The sequence below is a fragment of the Curtobacterium guangdongense genome (assembly GCF_049341845.1).
In the GTDB taxonomy this organism is placed as follows: domain Bacteria; phylum Actinomycetota; class Actinomycetes; order Actinomycetales; family Microbacteriaceae; genus Curtobacterium; species Curtobacterium guangdongense.
This window is the reverse complement of sequence record NZ_JBMPIT010000001.1, coordinates 178,378-194,401: the sequence shown is the minus strand read 5'-3', so window position 1 is coordinate 194,401 and position 16,024 is coordinate 178,378. Positions and strand designations below refer to the sequence as shown.

The 16,024-nt window shown below is 64.9% G+C and carries 14 protein-coding genes and 1 tRNA gene; 12 read left to right on the top strand and 3 right to left on the bottom strand.

Features of this window, described 5'->3' with window-relative positions; all coding sequences use genetic code 11:
* Window positions 1–147: 147 nt before the first annotated feature.
* The 5 genes from ACO0E1_RS00870 (at window position 148) to ACO0E1_RS00850 (ending at window position 4,919) form a co-directional block, all read left to right on the top strand.
* Window positions 148–1,512 carry an LCP family protein gene (locus ACO0E1_RS00870; RefSeq protein ID WP_422872429.1) on the top strand — a complete coding sequence of 455 codons (1,365 nt, stop codon included), beginning with the start codon at window positions 148–150 and terminating at the stop codon, window positions 1,510–1,512.
* Between the two features lie 187 nt (window positions 1,513–1,699).
* Window positions 1,700–3,019, top strand: coding sequence for an LCP family protein (locus tag ACO0E1_RS00865; protein ID WP_422872428.1), 1,320 nt, complete (start codon window positions 1,700–1,702; stop codon window positions 3,017–3,019).
* A 427-nt stretch (window positions 3,020–3,446) separates the two neighbouring features.
* Window positions 3,447–3,536 (top strand) — tRNA-Ser (locus tag ACO0E1_RS00860).
* Window positions 3,537–3,728: 192 nt separating this feature from the next.
* On the top strand, window positions 3,729–4,553 hold the full coding sequence (locus ACO0E1_RS00855; RefSeq protein WP_422872427.1) for a hypothetical protein: 825 nt from the start codon (window positions 3,729–3,731) through the stop codon (window positions 4,551–4,553).
* Window positions 4,554–4,598: 45 nt separating this feature from the next.
* Window positions 4,599–4,919 (top strand): hypothetical protein, encoded by a 321-nt coding sequence (locus ACO0E1_RS00850; RefSeq protein WP_422872426.1) that lies wholly within the window; start codon window positions 4,599–4,601, stop codon window positions 4,917–4,919.
* On the opposite strand, the gene ACO0E1_RS00845 is transcribed toward ACO0E1_RS00850, so the two are convergent.
* Window positions 4,920–5,390, bottom strand: a complete 471-nt coding sequence (locus ACO0E1_RS00845; RefSeq protein WP_422872425.1) for a hypothetical protein — start codon at window positions 5,388–5,390, stop codon at window positions 4,920–4,922. It lies immediately after the preceding gene.
* The gene (locus tag ACO0E1_RS00840) at window positions 5,390–5,752 is read right to left on the bottom strand and encodes a hypothetical protein (RefSeq protein ID WP_422872424.1); all 363 of its coding nucleotides are present in this window, start codon (window positions 5,750–5,752) and stop codon (window positions 5,390–5,392) included. The genes ACO0E1_RS00845 and ACO0E1_RS00840 overlap by 1 nt, the downstream gene beginning before the upstream one ends.
* A gap of 451 nt (window positions 5,753–6,203) precedes the next feature.
* Here ACO0E1_RS00840 and ACO0E1_RS00835 point away from each other — a divergent pair, with 451 nt between their 5' ends.
* From ACO0E1_RS00835 to ACO0E1_RS00810, 6 genes are all read left to right on the top strand, one after another.
* Window positions 6,204–7,013, top strand: a complete 810-nt coding sequence (locus ACO0E1_RS00835) for a hypothetical protein (RefSeq protein WP_422872423.1) — start codon at window positions 6,204–6,206, stop codon at window positions 7,011–7,013.
* Between the two features lie 360 nt (window positions 7,014–7,373).
* A complete protein-coding gene (locus ACO0E1_RS00830) occupies window positions 7,374–8,318 on the top strand; it encodes a hypothetical protein (RefSeq protein ID WP_422872422.1) in 945 nt (314 codons plus the stop codon).
* Window positions 8,315–10,030 (top strand): hypothetical protein, encoded by a 1,716-nt coding sequence (locus ACO0E1_RS00825; protein WP_422872421.1) that lies wholly within the window; start codon window positions 8,315–8,317, stop codon window positions 10,028–10,030. The genes ACO0E1_RS00830 and ACO0E1_RS00825 overlap by 4 nt, the downstream gene beginning before the upstream one ends.
* A 220-nt stretch (window positions 10,031–10,250) precedes the next feature.
* Window positions 10,251–11,231: a hypothetical protein gene (locus ACO0E1_RS00820; protein WP_422872420.1), complete on the top strand. Its 981-nt coding sequence runs from the start codon at window positions 10,251–10,253 to the stop codon at window positions 11,229–11,231.
* Window positions 11,232–11,256: 25 nt separating this feature from the next.
* Window positions 11,257–12,144 carry a metallophosphoesterase gene (locus tag ACO0E1_RS00815; protein WP_422872419.1) on the top strand — a complete coding sequence of 296 codons (888 nt, stop codon included), beginning with the start codon at window positions 11,257–11,259 and terminating at the stop codon, window positions 12,142–12,144.
* A gap of 85 nt (window positions 12,145–12,229) precedes the next feature.
* Entirely contained in the window at window positions 12,230–12,628 is a 399-nt protein-coding gene (locus tag ACO0E1_RS00810; RefSeq protein ID WP_422872418.1) for a hypothetical protein, read from the top strand.
* A gap of 309 nt (window positions 12,629–12,937) precedes the next feature.
* Here ACO0E1_RS00810 and ACO0E1_RS00805 read toward each other — a convergent pair whose 3' ends face one another.
* Window positions 12,938–13,282 carry a histone-like nucleoid-structuring protein Lsr2 gene (locus ACO0E1_RS00805; RefSeq protein WP_422872417.1) on the bottom strand — a complete coding sequence of 115 codons (345 nt, stop codon included), beginning with the start codon at window positions 13,280–13,282 and terminating at the stop codon, window positions 12,938–12,940.
* 1,163 nt (window positions 13,283–14,445) lie between these two features.
* Here ACO0E1_RS00805 and ACO0E1_RS00800 point away from each other — a divergent pair.
* Window positions 14,446–16,023 carry a Rieske 2Fe-2S domain-containing protein gene (locus tag ACO0E1_RS00800; RefSeq protein ID WP_422872416.1) on the top strand — a complete coding sequence of 526 codons (1,578 nt, stop codon included), beginning with the start codon at window positions 14,446–14,448 and terminating at the stop codon, window positions 16,021–16,023.
* Window position 16,024: the final 1 nt, after the last annotated feature.

Here is a 16,024-nt window from a genome sequence, read left to right as displayed (position 1 = left end):
GTGTGGTCGCGCTGCGGGGGTCCGGCGCTCCGTGGCCCCCGAACGAGGCACGCCGAGCCGATCCGCCTCCCCGGTGGCTGGGTCCGGCTCGGGTATCGTCCCCCGGCGAGCGGCCTGGACCCGAGGCTGCTCGGAGGGAGTCCGCCCGTGACCGATCCCGATGGTCCCGACGCCGCTCGAACGCAGCCCGACGCCGCCCGCACGCGGTTCGACGCTGGCCGCACGCAGCCCGACGCTGGTCGGGCGCGGTTCGACGACGTGCTCGACGCGCGCCGGCGCCCCAAGGTCCTGTCCGGCCCCGGGTACCGCGTGAGTGGTGCCCGACACGGCCGCCGTCCACGTGACCTCGGCGTCGCACGGCTCCTCTCCGGTGTCGGCATCGCGGTGGCCGTCGCCCTGGTGAGCGCGACCTCGCTCTCGGCGTACGCCGCGTACGACGTCGGCCACGGGTTCCTGCAGCGCGCGGTCGACGTCGGCAGTGGTGGCGGGTCGACCGACGGTGCGTTCAACGTGCTGGCCATCGGCGCCGACAACGACCCGGCGCAGGGGACGGCGTACGGCGAGCGGGGTGCGACGCTCAACGACTCGAACGTCCTGCTCCACGTCTCGGCCGACCACACCCAGGCGGTCGCCGTGAGCTTCCCCCGTGACCTCGTCGTCGACCAGCCCGCGTGCGGTGGGTCTCCGGCGGTCACGGACACCCCGATCAACCAGGCGTACGGGCGAGGCGGGATGCAGTGTGTCGTGCAGACGGTCGAGCACATCACCGGCATGGAGATCCCGTACGCGGCCCAGGTGAGCTTCGCCGGCGTGATCCGGATGTCCGACGCCGTCGGCGGGGTGCCGGTGTGCGTGACGGACGCGGTCGACGATCCCTACACCGGGCTGCGGCTCTCGGCGGGGGAGCACACGGTGTCGGGCACGACGGCACTCGCATTCCTGCGCGACCGGCACGGGGTCGGTGACGGCAGCGACCTCTCGCGGATCTCGAGCCTGCAGCAGTTCCTGTCGTCCTTGATGCGCAAGGTGAAGAGCGAGGGCACGCTCGGGGACCCGTCGAAGCTCTACGGCCTCGCGAAGACCGCGTCCAAGAACATCACCCTCTCCACCTCGCTCGCGAAGCCCTCGACGATGGTCGACATGGCCGGGGCGTTCGAGGGCATCGGCCTCGACCGGATCACGTTCGTGCAGTACCCCGGCAGCGTCGACGATCCGTCGTTCCCCGGCAAGGTCGTGCCAGAGCAGGCCACGGCCGACCGACTGATGCGAGCCGTCCGCGCTGACCGTCCGTTCAGGCTGGACGCCGGGTCCACGGGGCGCGGTGCGACAGACCGCGATGCAGCAGCCGCGGCAGCCGCCCCCGCTGCCCCCGCTGCTTCCGCCGCCGAGCCAACGAAGGCGTCGTCGGCGAAGGAGTCGTCTGCGGGGCGATCGTCGGCGCCGCAGGACATGCCGGGAGTCACCGGGCAGACGGCCGAGCAGAAGACCTGCGCGGTCGCGGCCGGCGGCTGACCCACGAAGACGGGCTTCACCGCGGATTCGCCCTGGTTGCACACTGAAACGTCAGGTGGCCCTGTGGCAGCCTTGACCGGTTGCCGTCCCCGCGGCCCCGACCGCACGCGGTCTGGCGCTGCGCGGGGCCACCGCGGCGTCGATCAGGACGGCGCCGCCATCGTGTCCGCCGACGACAGGAGTGCCCGTGAACGACGTTCGTGATCGATCCCACCGACTCAACCGAGCCAGCGGGATCGCCCGTCACGGACGTCTGCGTCGCCGTTCCCCGTTCGGCACCGTCGCCAAGGTCCTCTCCGGAGTCGTCGCGGTCGCCCTCGTGAGTTCGGTGTCGGTCGCGGCGATCGCGGCGAAGCAGGTCACCGACGACTTCGGCGAGGGCGTGCAGATCCAGGGGCAGCCCGTTGCCGAGGCGAACAGCGGCGGCGACGCGCTGAGCGCCTACAAGGGCGGCTTCAACATGCTGGTGGTCGGCACCGACAACGACCCGGCGCAGGGCACCCAGTACGGCGAGCGGGACGCGACCCTCAATGACGTCAACATCTTGCTGCACGTCTCGGCTGACCACACGAACGCCACGGCGGTGAGCATCCCGCGCGACCTCATCACGCCGATCCCGGCGTGCCAGAAGCCCGACGGGTCCGGTTCGACGTCGGCGATGTCCGCGCAGCCGATCAACAGCGCGTGGGGTGCGGGCGGCCTGAACTGTGTCGTGCAGACGGTGCAGGGCCTGACCGGGCTCGACGTGCAGTACTCCGCGGCGGTGTCGTTCAACGGCGTCATCGAGATGTCGAACGCCATCGGCGGTGTGCCGGTGTGTGTGGCGTCGCCGATCCACGACCGCTACACCGGGCTCGACCTGCCGGCCGGGACCACCACCCTGCAGGGCTCCCAGGCGCTCGAGTTCCTCCGCACGCGGCACGGTGTCGGCGACGGCTCGGACCTCGGTCGCATCAGCTCGCAGCAGGTCTTCCTGTCGTCGCTGCTGCGCACGGTGAAGTCGAACCAGACCCTGACCTCGCCGGCGACGCTGTACAAGCTGGCGCGGGCGGCGGCGTCCAACATGCAGCTCTCGCAGAGCCTCAACGATGCCGGGACGATGGTGCAGATGGGTCGGGCGCTGCAGGACCTGCCCCTCGACCAGGTGAACTTCGTGCAGTACCCGGGGACGACCGGCGGCACGGGCGTCTACGCGGGGAAGGTGCAGCCGACGAAGTACCTCGCCGACCAGCTGTTCGATAAGATCAAGGCCGACCAGTCGTTCTCGCTCGGAGCCGGCAGCACGGGCATCGGCTCCGAGGCGGACCCGAGTGCCTCCGCGACTCCCTCGACTCCCGCCGCGGACCCGTCGGCTCCCGCTGCCGATCCCACGACGCCCGCGACCGACCCTGGTTCGGACTCCGCTTCGCCCTCGACCCCGTCCGCCCCCGCGACGTCCGAAACGATCGACGGGTTGCAGGGCCAGTCCGCCGACCAGCAGACCTGCTCGAAGGCCTTCGGCTCGTAGTCGGCGGGTCAGCCTCGCGGCCTCGCCTGCGAGTTTTCGCGCTAGGCGACAGTTCTCGCGCCGCAGAGCCCGAGAAATGTCGCCTAGCGCGAAAGTCCATGCGCGCAGCGCCCCCGCACGAAAAAGCGGGGACGTGACCGTGGTCACGCCCCCGCGGAGTCGCTCCTCGGCGGACGCCGATCATCGGGCGAGCCGGGCCCAGGCCAGGGAGCGACGCTGGGTGCTGTGTCGCGACAACGGGGACGAGCCCCGGAACGTGATCGCCGCGTCCCGATGAGACTAGTGACCGGGGTACACGGAGACAACCCCCGGGCGTCCCCACTTCGGGGGACCATGGGTGGACACCCCGACGCGCCCGCCGGGGAAGACCGGGTCGAGACCGTCCTCGTCCTCCTGTATGGTGGTGCGTGCGTCCGCAAGGGCGCATGGAGACGTCGCATAGTCCGGCCGAGTGCACCACCCTGCTAAGGTGGAGTCCCCTTTGAGGGGACCGAGGGTTCAAATCCCTCCGTCTCCGCACACGGGAGTGTTAACGAGTGCGGCTCGATCTAGTTATCGAGTCGCACTCGTTCACTCCCTGAATCATGCGGATGACAGGGGCGAGATTTGCGGGGGCGCGTCGGCGATCTTGTCTCCGCTGCTTCTCCATCTGTAGGGAGATCCGGCCGAATGACGGCCCACGTGGCTGTGCCAGCGAAGCGGTCGTCTGATGGCTGATCTCGTCGTTGGCGCTCGATGCACTTCCGGGGACGTCCAAGGGTCGATTGCTCGGTCCGGCGTTGCGGGGTTGTCTCGAGTCGATCTGGGACGCACCAACTGGTTCACGCCGTTTGGGCTCGTGAGTGTTCTCGCGTTCATCGATCGACAGCGCCGTGAGGGCAATGAGGTGGAGTTCGTTGCGCCGGTCAATCGTGACCGCGGGTCCTACCTGTATCGGATGGGTATGGGCGACCGGCTTGACGAGTTGGGCGTGGTGCACCGACTGCCATTCGTGCCCGCGCGACGGAACTCTGGGCTGGTAGAGCTTCACTCATTCGACTCCGTGTCGAGCATGTCGGGGCTTGCGGAGCACATCCATGATGCGGTCGCGCCCTTGGATGCCGTCGCCGCTGGCGCCCTGCATCGCTCCCTGAGCGAAGCGGGTGAGAACGTGGAGGAGCACTCGGGTTTGTCGAACGGCTTCCTTGCCGCGCAGTGGACGAAGGACTGGGGAACCACGCCGACGTTGCGGTTCGCTGTTGCGGATGCAGGGCGTGGCTTCTTGGGGAACTTGGCCGCGTTCGGTGCGACAACTGACGCTCACGCGTTGACTATGGCACTGGGCGGTACAAGTAGCGCCCCAGGGCGTGGACGACGCGGTGGTTTGAAGCTGCTGTCTAGCCATCTCGTTGGCCTCGGCGGTACCATCGTGGTGTCGTCGGGTGCGTCTAAGGTGTCCCAGGACGCGTCGTCGACAGCTGTCCGAGACTTCGTTGAGCCGTTCCTTGGCTCAGTTTTCGAGGGCACCCTGCCGCTGGGTACAGGCCCCAAGTGACAGAATGAGTACTATTAGTACTGTAACGAGCGAGGTGAACTGAGCATGAATGGATCCGTCGTTGAGCACGTGGTTCCGGTTCAAGTTCCACGTCTAGCGGGAACGCGCGCTGCTGCTGATCTCCTCGTAGACCCGATCGCATCCGAGTTGCAAGATGCAGTGGTGCGCGTGTTTGGTCAGAATCTGATCGATGCGTCACCATCGTTTTCGGATCAACTGCTTCAGCGTCTGATCTCTGCTGGAGCGCAGTCAATTGTCGTGTTCTCGTCCCCGGATGACTTCGTTGGGCAGCTGGAGGCATCGGCAGAGGCTTCAAAGTTCCGTCAGCTGCGCCGTGCGACCGAGGACGAAGAGTATTCAGTCTGACTAGCGGTTCTTCCGCATGAAGTCAGCGATCACCGTTAGAGCGTCTTCGTACGACTTCTCAACCGCGAACGCAGCGAAGGCCGGCCCTGGCCGGTGAACAGCCCAGTTGCGACCCTTGAAGGTGTAGTCCCCGACAGCCTTCCGAATCCCGGAATCGCCAGTCTTTGCTGCGCCGATAAGGACTGCTGAGCCGAGTTTCACAAGGTTGATGGATTCCTCGTCGGTCGCCGTGGTCTTTGCGTTCTGGCGGTAGATCGCTTCGTGGAACACCTGGAGCGCGTCAAGCGTCTCGTTCCCTCCCTCTCGGAGGGCCTTGACGCGTTCGGACCGCGAGGGCAGGAAACGTTCGGCCAGGACGCTGCCAGCGCTCGAACCGATGAGGACGATGATGAGCAGTAGTGGTGCCTGCCACCAGAGGTTGGGCCCGAACTGGAGTTCCGCGACGGTGGACGCGGAGTCTGCGAGGGGCATCAGTCAACGTCCCAAGATCCCGGCCGTGCAATCTGTCCGTCTACTTGTCGAATACCCGCCATCAGTCCACCATTGGGCTTGCCGTCTTTGCGGTAGAGAAAGCTTCGCTCGACACCGCACGCCTCGGAGAACTCGAGAAGGCTGAGGTTGGGGTCGGCATGCAGGAGAACCTGTGCCGTGACCCAAACCACGTTGATGCGGACCGCCGCAGCTTCAGCGGCGTCGAGCTGCTCCACGTCGGCGGCGCGACGAGAGTCGTTGGATCGGTCGTGGCCAGCGCGATCGAGACGATATGGGGCGTCAGACCAGTCGTGGTTGCGTATCTCCGCGGCGAACTCGGCGGCGATTCGGCTGAGCGTCATGAACAGTCCCTCCGACAGGGTCCCATCTGCTGCGGTCCTCCCGACGAGGTCCCTTGGGAACGTTACGCCCGAGAGTGGGATCGCGCCACTGGCGACAACCCCGTCCGGGGGAGGATGGGCCAGGTGGCGGTCGACGGCTGGCCTTCTGGAGGCCGGCAGGGCGGAAGAGCCGAAGCTCTCGGAAGGTGCAACACCTCGAACGCAGGAGCCCTTGGCTCGATGGCCTACCTGTGGCCTCGCTCGGAATGCGGTCTCGGAGCCCACCGATGTGACAGTCGTTGTTTCGACAGGCTACCTCACGTTTGTGATGATGTGAGGGGTACGGCAGGATCGTCTTGTGTCCCTTCCGCCATCAACGCCGGCCGTCCACGCACGTCGTCGTTACGACAGCGGCTGGCCGGTCAACATCGGCAGAAAACCTGCAATCCTGGCGGGTGAACTAGACTTCGTCTTGACCGTCGTCATCGCCAGCCACCTCAACGACGAGCTGCAATCGCGCTCCCGACGGATACAGCGGCGGACGGGCAACTGGCCCGCAAACTCTCACATCATTGAGGAAATGGCGGAGCGCTTCGGCTCAACGCCATACCGCATCGATCAGCTGGTCAAGGGGCGCCGTTGGCCTGATTTGGCGGAGGCGGCCCGCTTCATCGAAGACCCCTCGCTCGGCCGAGAGATCCGAAGCAGGCTCGCGCAGCGGCAGGTACTGTACGACGCTCCGGCGGATCGTGAGGAACTCGTTTCCACTGTGAACCGCCTGCGGCTGCAGATCATGGACGCACAGAAAGGTGAGGCCGTGATGAGCATCGAAGATCAAGAGCACCAGCTCCAGCAGGTCAGCAACGCAATCGTGCAGCTGACCGGCCTCGCCTCAGCGATGCAGAACGGAATTGCTCGCGAGCGAGCGCAGGACGATTGCTACTCCTCCGAACGCTGGATCGGCCGAGTCGACTGGTCAGACGTCAACGAGAAGATCCGAGACGGCATAGCGCTGACCCCGGCGCCAGCCGGCGGTCGCTATGACACCGTGCCGTTCGCAGTACACCTGCGGCGTGCGATGCCGCACTCACCGGTGACGACGAAGGAACTCCGGCGTCTTGTCGGCGAGGAAGTCCTCGAGTCCTACTCGACCAACATCCTGCACTCAACGCTCGAAGTGATGGTCAAACGCGGCGAACTGCGCCGCGTCGACGACGCGACGTATGCGCGAACCGCGCACTTCGGTAGGCGTCGCCCACGAACTTCGGCTGCCAGCAAGTAGCTGCCAACCGACTGACCCAAACCGGGTCACCGAACCGGACTCGCCGGCTCGAAACGAAGGGAAGCAACGAGGAACTATGAACGACCGCCGCGACAGCGGCGAAACCAAGAAGGCCACCGTGCTGCAACACGATGGCCTTCGGGGAACCTCTAGCAAAGAGTGTCCTCAGACTAGCGCGCCTCCGCACACCGCGCAAGCGCCGGTTTCGCCTGCCCACCCCACCTCTCACGATCGGATGGAGGGCCCGCCCTCCGGGCATCGCCTCGAAACACCGTGCCTGCCAACGAGGCACGGTCCCCACCGTCGCCATCGATCACTCGGACGAGACCGTCCGCCGCGACGAGTCACGGAGCCCCGCCGATGAGCCGCGTGTTTGTAAGCGGTGTGTGGGTGCACACCGCTGACGAGGCGATAGATCGGTACCGTCCCCGCTTCGCCGCCGAACCGTGGTTCACTGACGCGCACCCCACCCTGATCTCCTGGGTACGGCAGGCGCAACCGCAGAATCCGACGGCGGCGTACCGGTACATCCTCAGCACCTGCTACTTCGCACGATTCGGAGCACGCAACGACCTCCCAATCGACGCTGAGACGCTGTTCACGCCGGAGAACGTCGACTGGTACACCTCGACCGCCCTCGCGGATCACGGGGAGCACTCGCGGTCCACGCAGCGGGCAGCGCTGCGGGAAGTGGGGAGAGCGATCACGCGTCGGGCGGGGTGGAAGTCACCTGAGCCGCAGTTCCAGAAGCCGGCGACAGCGGAACCGTACTCGTCAGCTCAACGAGCCGATCTGATGGGCCTGGTGGATCTACAACCGTCCCCGGGGCTGACCAGGCTCATGAGCGGCATGCTCGCGTGCGGATTTGGCGCGGGCCTGCGCGGGCCAGAGATGGAACGCGTCACCGCCGCCGACGTTGAACGGCGTGGCCCCCTCGTGGCTCTCCACATCATGGGACCACGCGCACGAACGGTCCCGGTGCGTCGGCAGGACGCTGAGACGATCCTCCGGCTCGCTTTCGACCACCCCGACGAGCCGCTCCTCGGACCCTTCAAACCGCACCAGCGGGACCCGGTCTCTCGTGCAAAGCGGCGCCTCGATCTCCCTCCCTGGGCACCCCCGCTCGAAACTCGTCGACTCCGTGCCACATGGATGGTGGACGTCCTGAACGAGGACATCCAACTGTCCACCTTCGCCGCCGCCGCAGGAATCACCGACCTGCGTTTCGCCGGCCTTCTCCCACACCTCAAGACTCGAAAGGACCCCGAGGTCGTCGCCGCGACGCTCGCCGGGTACAGCTCATGACCAACACGCACCCCCGCACCTCACCGATCCCCGGCCACGTCCCGGAGGGTCTCATCATTTCCACTGCCGAAGCTCTGCGAGAAGCCGCTGACGTGTACGCCGCGTCCGGGCTCGCACCGATCGTCCACAAGATGCAGGCCATGACGCCTGGACCGCGGCGCAAGCTCAGCTTCCGAACGCTGATCCTGCTGTCGATCGCGTACAAGTCCCAGGTCCCCAAGCGCGACTACCTCCTGATGGACCTCGCCCGATGGGCGAACACCCTCAACGCCGCTCAGCGAGACCGCGTCGGCCTACCGCCCACGTGGAAGTACCACCAGCTCCAGACAGCCTTCAAGGCGCTATGCGCGCTCCTCGAACCGGAGAACAGTGACCGCCGCGTCGGCCCCGATGGTGTCGTGTTCAACCCTCGCCGCCCCGACCTGATCGGACTTGACCACTTCGCCAACGCCCTCGTAGGCGCAGCAGCGCGGCTCCCCGGCTGGCGCGGAGCCCTCCCCCCTACTGCCGTCCAAGCCATCGACTCCACCGACATCGAAAGCCACGCCCGTGTTCATGCGTGGCGCAAAACACCCGACAGCCTCGACGAGTACCGCCCCGACGACGCGAAAGCCGGCGAGGAGTGGTCCGACGACGCCAAGCACTGGCCAAAGACCGGCATGGACGGCCGCCTCATCGTCAGCGCTGACTCGCAGGCGCGCACCGGCTGGCGCACACGAACACAAACCCGCGACGTCAACGCGTTCAACGGGTACGACGCACACCTCATCGTCGACGCAGGAAACCCCGGGCTCCGCTTTTGGGTACCACTCATCCGCGGAATGCTCGTCCGCCCAGCGGGCAGCTACAAGGCTGCCGCCGGACTGGACCTCCTCGACTCACTCCACGGAGGAATCCGGTTCACACACCTCACCGCCGACCGCGGCTACAGCTACGCCAAGCCCGACGCTTGGGCAAACCCGCTCGCGGCACGCGGGCTGATCTACGTGCACGACCTGCACACCGCACAACGCCGACCACACCCCTCCATGTCCATGGCGGGCGTCTTCTGGCTCGACGGGTCACTGTTCCCCGACGCCCTCCCCAACCGCCTCCGGAAGCTGCCCAGCTTCAAAGCGCGCATGTCCATCGATGAACAGGACAAGCTGCACGCCCTCTACGACGAGCGGGCGCAGTGGGCGTTCGTCGCCAACCGCCGCTACGACAACGGGGACGTCCAGTACAAGGGCCCCGCACGCGCCGGCCACATCCGCTGCGCGAACTACGGCCCGTCCCAACGCCTCGCCGCACACGTTCCACGCTCCCGGTGCACGCCAGGAACGGCGTGCGCCTGCGCTGCGACGAAGGTCATCCCCAGCACAGAATCCGCCTGGGAACGGCAGCGATACCCGTACGGCAGCACCAAATGGGCGACGTACTACGGGCTCCGCAACCTCGTCGAGAGTCAGAACGCGCAGCTGAAGTACTGGCGCGGCAGCATGCGACGCCACAGCACCATGCTCTTCGGAACAACCGCGAACACGCTCGTCCTCGCCTTCAACTGCATCGCTGTGAACCTCAGCATGCTCCGCGACGCGTACGGAGAGACCGACCCGACCGCGCTCGACTACACCACGGACCTCGTGCCTCGGCGCCGACGTGCACCGAAGACGACGCCACGGCACCTCCGAGGTACAGGAGCCGCTCGCCACCGAGCGGGACAGCCCACCTGAAGCAGCGGCAGGGGCAGGGCCAATCCGCCCCGCCCCTGCCGTCGGCCCTCCTCGCCGAAAAAGATTCGACCATTGCGGCCGGAACACTCAGCCTCGGACATCCCGTGCTCGGCAGCTCCACCGTCCCCCAAAGATTCTTCGCACCCCGAACGTGCAGCCACGCTCAGCGGAGCGGTGACACACGAGCAACGCCGGCAAAAGCCCCAATAGACGGAGACGCATGAACATGATGACGCGGACGGCTTCCGACTGGATCGAGCAGTACCGACCGCCCGAAGCCGCCGATACCTGGGATCGCGCAGAGGGACCCTTCGTCCGAGAAGTGGTTCGCAAGACCAAGCCCGTGAGCGCCGCGGACGCCTACAAACTGATGGCCGCTCTCGCCGCATTCGTCCTATGGGCCACACGTCAGGACATCGCGTTGCAAGCAGAGACGCTCCTCACCCCAGGCAACATGGAGGAGTACCTCGCGACCGGACCTCCGCAGAACTGGGCCTACAGCACCGTAGTCGGTGCCCGATGGGCAATCCGCCGCGTCGGCAGCGCAGCGACACGGAGAGCACCGTGGCAGCCCGCATCGCCGAAACCACGGAACAAGACCCTCACCATCCCGTACACCGGCGCGCAGATCAACAGATACCGTGACGCCGCCGAGAAACAGAGCACCCATCGGCGGCGGCACTACATGCGCGCGGCGCTCGCATTCCACCACGGAGCGGGCTTGCACCCGAGCGAGCTGCGGCATCTGCGAGGCACTGACGTCGAAGCCGCAGACGGGTATTACCTGGTTCACCTCACCGACCGCCACACATCAGAAAGCCGCGCACCAGAGCGCGTCACCGTCGTCCACAACAGCTACACCGAAACCGTGCGAGCCCTGCTCGCCGAAGCTCCCAGTGGGCACCTCGCCGTCCACTCGGGCACACCGACGATTCCCGTGCTCCACGGACTCCAATACTCCCTCGAGTACTCCGAGCAGCTCCCTCCCATGACTGCCCGACGGCTGCGCCTCACATGGCTCAGCAACGCCCTCAACACCCCAGTGCCTCTCAAAGCCGTTCTCACGGCGGCTGGGTTGAACGCGTTGGATTTCGCGGCACTTACCCCTTCCCTGGTCGACAACGACCCCGCAACGCACCTCCGCCACATCGCGGAGTCTCCCCCTTGTCCACTCGCCGCCAGCGGCTCAGTCGCAGCCTGAGCCGAACATCCTTTGAAGGAGCCCCATGTCCGACCAACGCCGCACACCCACACGCGCCAAACTCTCCGCGAGTGCACGGCGGGTATGGCCCACTGAGACCGGCGCACCGACCCACAACTTCACGCTTCCTGGAGAGCACACAATCGCCATCGCTGGCGACTGGGAATCGCACCGCGATCACATCGAGACGTCCCTTGACGTCATCCAGCAGACAGCCCCAGACACGCGCACGATCCTGCACCTCGGAGACCTCCGCTTCACCGAACCGCTGGCCGGGAGCAGCGCACAACTGAAGTTCGGTTCGCGCTTCCTCCCGTGGCTCGACAAACAACTTCACGAGCGCAGCATCGAGCGCCTGCTCCTCACACCCGGCAACCATGAGTGGTGGGAGCAGCTCCACCAGGAGTTCAGCAGACATCCCAACCGGCCCTATCGGGTGTGCCGGAAGATCTGGATCCTCCCCAGAGGTTTCGAATTCACGATCGCAGACACCACCTTCTTGTCGTTCGGCGGCGCTGCTTCCCTGGACCAGGGACCAGGTTCGTCGCGTTGGAGCGCCCATGAGGTCGCATCGGCAGAAGAAGCGGCCGCAGTCCGGCCGATCCAGCACATCAACGTGCTTCTGCTCCATGAGGCGGTCAACGCGGGCATCGCACAGATCGACGCCATCATCAACGGGGGAACGCGGTGGCCTTCCGAACGCCTCCGCGCCAGCGAGGAGTCTCGAGAACTCGTCACTGCGCTTCGCGCACGACTCCGGCCCGACCTCACTTTCCACGGACACATGCACGTCGCAGGTAGCCACACCTCCGCAGCGGATGGCGATGTTCACGCTCTCGCTCGTGCGCCCCTTGCTGGCAGCATCGCCCTCCTCGATACACGCAACCGTCGGGTCCACATTGTGCGCGGCTGACCCGGCCCATCTGCGATCCGACCGCTCTACGGCCGGTCCTCAGTCAGGCAATGAGTTCAGGCTCGAAGAAAAGGAAGCAGGAGCGATGACTCTCGTCGGCATCAACAGCGACACGCTATCGACGTTCCCCGTTGCGGCTGCGACGAACGATCCGCTCGTCAAGGTCGAACGTCTGGTCCTTGAACGTGGCAAACGAGGGTCGGCCACGGACGTTGTCGTGCACCTCCGATACAACCTCGGAAAAGATGATCCTCCGGCGTTCATCTCCTTGCTCGTGCTCGTCAGCGCGACCATAAGGGATCCGCCGACTCAGATTGAGCTGGAGCCGCGCGTCTACGACGAAACTGGTCCTGCTTCTTGGGCGGCGCGCCCGGAAGAAGTTCGGATTCAAGCACCGCTGTCCGCACATTACTGGGCCACTCCGGCCGCTCTCACGGTGGACCTTTGGGTCACCTCATGGCTCGGTCCTTCGCCCACAAGCTGAACTCCACCAGACGATTGCGCGAAACCCGGCGTCTACTTCCCGAGCACACCGCTGAACGCGAAAACAGCGCAGAAGGGCATCTCGTCGTGCGAAACATGTCCACGGATCGTGGGAGCGTGCTTCTCGGAGGGGAGGTTGTTCGCGATGCGGCCTCGTCCGGACCTGCGACGAGGGATGATCGGCGCTCGATGCGGGTGTTGCTCGCCCTCGAGGTCGTGGTGCCCGATGCGAAAAAGGCAGCATGGTTGCTACCAATGACAACGCGGCCGGGCGTCATGTCGGACACCAACCGCGTTGCGATCGCGACTGTCAGTGCGCGGCGTCGTACGCGTCCCGAACGACCTGGCTGATGCGGCCGCGGGACGAGACGTCGTGGCCGTTTGCATTCGCCCACTCACGGATCTTCGCAAGCTCTACCGAATTGCCCCGCCTCGGAGCACTTCCCGAGGTGCTGCGACCAGATCGACCCCCCACCTTCCGAGCAGCCGCAACGTAGTCAGCGAACGCCTCACGAAGCTGCTCCGCATGATCATCGGTGAGGTCGATCTCGTAGTTGCTTCCGTCGAAGCCGAAGGCAACAGTGCTGCCCTCTCCGTCTTCGATGGTGTCGCCAGTGAGGTCGTCAACGAGATGCGTGGTGACTCTCTGTGCCACAGGATGCTCCTATCAGTCAGGATTCGCTGCTCCCATTGTTGCAGACTTCCGCGGTCCTGGTGGGAAGCACAAGAGATCGCCGTCCATTGAAGCGGAATGTGCGACCTGTCTCGTACATCGAGTCGAGAACGATCGCCGTTCGTCGCCTCGCAGCGCGGAAACACAGCGGCGCCATGCCGGCCAAAGCCGTGCAGCTCGTACCGGAGTGCAACCCGGTCGTTACAAACCTCTAGAGCGGCGCGACTGGTTCTCCTGACCGCTGTCTTTCGCACCGCAGTTCGGCTGCTCCTGATAGCGCAGCCGCCGTCGCGCTCGGAATGTTGCTAACTGCAACCCGTGACTCAGGGTGTGCCTGCGCGTCGGATTATAGGAATTATAGATCCGGCGGTAACAGGATCCTCGCCGATGCGCCGATGCGCCGATGCGCCGATGCGCCGATGCGCCGATGCGCCGATGCGCCGCGAGTCCGCTGTGCTGTCGCGGACCGAAGCGCAGGCAAGAGCACCCCGTTCCTTTTTTCGGGGGGGGGGGGGTATCAGGCTGGCGAAACACGTCGCTAGGTTTCGATCGACCCTCATCTGGGCCGACGTCACCGTCGACGCGCGGTGCGGGCGTCTCACGCCTTTAAAACGGGAGCATCACCCCGCCCTCCTGCCATTTTTCGGCTAACTACCGGCAAGCGCGATGAGCTTCGCCCGCAGCGAGCATGATCGCCGCCACTGCGCGGGCGACCTGCACGCCGCAAGAGCAGCACTTGTTCGGGTCGCGCCTCGCGGAGCCGATGGTAGCCACAAACGGCGAACCGCGGCCAAGACGCGACGCGCGCCGCGGGTATCTTCATCAGGACGGCGACAAGCGGTTGCCCGCTGGTGCGGGAGCTGGAACGGGACGCGGGCGAGCCGGCCAATTCCATTCGGGTTCGGCGGCGAATCGACGGTGTCCGCCTTTGAGCCGCCCAAACGGACGAGGAACGCCAAGAGAACGTGGAGCGGGCTGAGAGCAGGCCCCGCGACCGAGCCCGAGGACCGAAACTCTCGCCACCAGTAGGCGGGACGCCCAGCGATACGGACACGGCGAGATCTTCGACCACACGACCCTGGTAGAAATCGGTGCAGAGCCGTTGCAAAGCGCGTCGATGCCGAGCAGACTGTCCCGTGTAGTCGATGACGACACAACGGGGGTATGTCATGCGCATCACGGGGCTGGGGCACGCTGGACTGTGGATCGAGACCGATAACGCGACCGTACTGTGCGATCCGTGGCTTAATCCTGCGTTCTTCGGGAGCTGGTTTCCCCATCCGGACAACCGAGGCCTTGACTGGTCACGCTTCTCGCGACCTGACTACATGTACATATCACACCGGCATGCGGACCATTTGGACGCACGCTTACTTCGCGACCTGGTCGACAAGCGAACGACGATCCTCGTGCCCGACTATCCCACTGCCGACTTGGAACGCTCCCTGACCGACATAGGTTTCACAAACCTGCGCCGCATGCCAGCGAATACCACGGTACAGCTCGACGGACTATCGGCAATGATCAGTCCGATGCGATCTCCGAGCGATGGGCCGATTGGCGATTCATCGCTGAGCCTGAGCGACGGTCGCAATACGATCTTGAACCAAAATGACGCCCACCTGCTGAATCTTGATGTGATTCGCGAATTCGGACCGTACGGAATCCACTTCATGCAGCATTCGGGAGCGATCTGGTGGCCGATGTGTTACGACATGTCCCCGAGGGCGATGCGTTCGTTTGCTGCCCTGAAACGACAGTCGCAGCGAAAGCGCGCTATTTTCTATGCAAAAGCCATCGACGCGACTTCAGTGGTGCCGTTTGCTGGGCCCCCCGCTTTCCTCGATGAGCCGTTGCAGCGGTTGAATGGCACAGGACCTGACGGTGAGTCGATCTTCGAGTCGCAGGAGGTATTTCTGGAGCAACTTAGCGAATCAGGCGTCGATCAGCAAGGGATACGATTTGTTGCCGGAACTGAAATCACACTCGAAAACAATTCCGTCGCAGCGGTGCGACAGACGCTCTTCGATGAAGAGCAGATCGATTGGATCTATCGCAATCCACAAGAGTATATCGAAGTTCAGGCAACGGATCGACGGGAGGAAATTGAGGAAGCACGCGTACCGCCTCCAGGAGACGTTGATGGAGAATTTTACCTCCAGACTTTGAAGAATTGGTTCGAGCCTCTTATGGCATCCGCCCCTATCATATCCTCGGCTTTGGCTGGGGGCGTCGCATTGGACCTCGGGATCGTCGATGTGATGCTTGATTTTCGCCGATCGGAAGTGCGCCATCGGGAACCTGCGGACAAACCCCGGTATTGGTTCCAGATCGAGCCAGCGCTCGTCTACTCCAATATACAAGCAGCAGAACCAGACTGGTGCAACACGATTTTCCTGTCTTTCCGGTTCAAGACCGGCCGTGTCGGAAAGTTCAACCAACAGCTTTACGCCTTTTTCACGTCCCTATCGCAGGAGCGTATGGACTACATAGAGCGATGGTATGCAGAGAAAGCTAGCGCTCGAGAGATGATCGATATCGGCGACTGGACGGTGCAGCGTAACTGCCCTCACCTCGGAGCCGACTTCTCAACCTCCGGAATCATTGAGGGTGAACAGCTAGTTTGCCAGGTTCACGGCTGGAGGTTTGACCTAGCCACTGGAGCATGCCTAACGACCGCCGGTGAAAGGATCACCACGTCGAGGAGAGAGCCACGAGCTTGAC

What these genes read in the sequence shown, in the direction of transcription:
- ACO0E1_RS00855 (WP_422872427.1), top strand. Translation starts at nt 3,729, where the DNA reads ATGGCTGATCTCGTCGTTGGCGCTCGATGCACTTCCGGGGACGTCCAA.
- ACO0E1_RS00850 (WP_422872426.1), top strand. Translation starts at nt 4,599, where the DNA reads ATGAATGGATCCGTCGTTGAGCACGTGGTTCCGGTTCAAGTTCCACGT.
- ACO0E1_RS00845 (WP_422872425.1), bottom strand. Translation starts at nt 5,390, where the DNA reads ATGCCCCTCGCAGACTCCGCGTCCACCGTCGCGGAACTCCAGTTCGGG.
- ACO0E1_RS00840 (WP_422872424.1), bottom strand. Translation starts at nt 5,752, where the DNA reads ATGACGCTCAGCCGAATCGCCGCCGAGTTCGCCGCGGAGATACGCAAC.
- ACO0E1_RS00830 (WP_422872422.1), top strand. Translation starts at nt 7,374, where the DNA reads ATGAGCCGCGTGTTTGTAAGCGGTGTGTGGGTGCACACCGCTGACGAG.
- ACO0E1_RS00825 (WP_422872421.1), top strand. Translation starts at nt 8,315, where the DNA reads ATGACCAACACGCACCCCCGCACCTCACCGATCCCCGGCCACGTCCCG.
- ACO0E1_RS00820 (WP_422872420.1), top strand. Translation starts at nt 10,251, where the DNA reads ATGAACATGATGACGCGGACGGCTTCCGACTGGATCGAGCAGTACCGA.
- ACO0E1_RS00815 (WP_422872419.1), top strand. Translation starts at nt 11,257, where the DNA reads ATGTCCGACCAACGCCGCACACCCACACGCGCCAAACTCTCCGCGAGT.
- ACO0E1_RS00810 (WP_422872418.1), top strand. Translation starts at nt 12,230, where the DNA reads ATGACTCTCGTCGGCATCAACAGCGACACGCTATCGACGTTCCCCGTT.
- ACO0E1_RS00800 (WP_422872416.1), top strand. Translation starts at nt 14,446, where the DNA reads ATGACGACACAACGGGGGTATGTCATGCGCATCACGGGGCTGGGGCAC.